The sequence below is a fragment of the Marinobacter sp. DS40M6 genome, from assembly GCF_028581595.1.
Classification (GTDB): Bacteria; Pseudomonadota; Gammaproteobacteria; order Pseudomonadales; family Oleiphilaceae; genus Marinobacter; species Marinobacter salarius.
This window is the reverse complement of sequence record NZ_JAFCAE010000016.1, coordinates 1-956: the sequence shown is the minus strand read 5'-3', so window position 1 is coordinate 956 and position 956 is coordinate 1. Positions and strand designations below refer to the sequence as shown.

General features: G+C 58.6%; 1 protein-coding gene. It reads left to right on the top strand.

Going from position 1 to position 956, the window contains the following annotated elements:
- The coding region (locus JJO78_RS20560; RefSeq protein WP_228211028.1) for an Ig-like domain-containing protein at window positions 1-956 on the top strand (956 nt) is incomplete at both ends.

The window sequence follows — 956 nt, the reverse complement described above, 5'->3', positions numbered from 1 at the left end:
GAGAGCTCGAACCCTGCCAACGACGGCAGCGGGCCCTTCGACATCAGCAATCGCGATGACGCCGCCACTGTCGATGCTGACAATGATGGCCTGGTCGACGATACCGCTGATCAGGATGGCGACGGCATCGCCGATGCCGTTGACCAAAACGCATCCGGTTTCGGAGCCCAGGTACTGCCGACGGTAGAAACCCTGATCACCAATGACAGCACGCCGACACTGAACGGAACCCTGCAGAGTTTCAGTGGTTCTCAGTTTGATGTGACCGTTAACGGGCAAACCTACGTGGACAGCAACCCTGCCCTTGTGATTGATGGCAATGCCTGGGCATTGACCATACCTGCAGGCGCTGCCTTGGCAGACGGTCAGTACGACGTCACCGCCACGATCCGTGACGCCCAGGATCAAGCCGCCAGCGACACCACGTCAGGTGAGCTCATTGTCGATCTGCAGGCGCCTACGGTCACACTTGACGCACTGGCAAATGCAGACGGCAACAACACCACGGCTTACACCCTGTCAGGGCAGTGCACGGAAATCGCCGACATGATCGGGATTCTGATCAGTGATCAGGATGGTCGTTCGGTTTCAGACAGCACGCTCCAATGTCAGGATGACGGCAACGGTAATGGTCGCTTCAGCAGCACCCTGGACCTGTCAAACCTGCAGGATGGATCTCTGGACGTACAGGTCATTGCGATGGATCTGGCGGGCAACGAAACTGAGACCGATGGCAGTTTCATCAAGAACGCCTGTCAGCCGGATGCCAATAGCTCACTGTGTGACGTGGATCGTGACGGTGTGCCCGACGGCTATGAGGCCGACAACGGGCTGTCCACAACGTCCAACGACTCCGACGGCGACGGTATTCCGGATGCAGAGGAGTTCGGTGGTGACCTGTCGAACCCACGCGACAGTGACGGCGACGGCGTTATCGATGCGCTCGATACCGACAG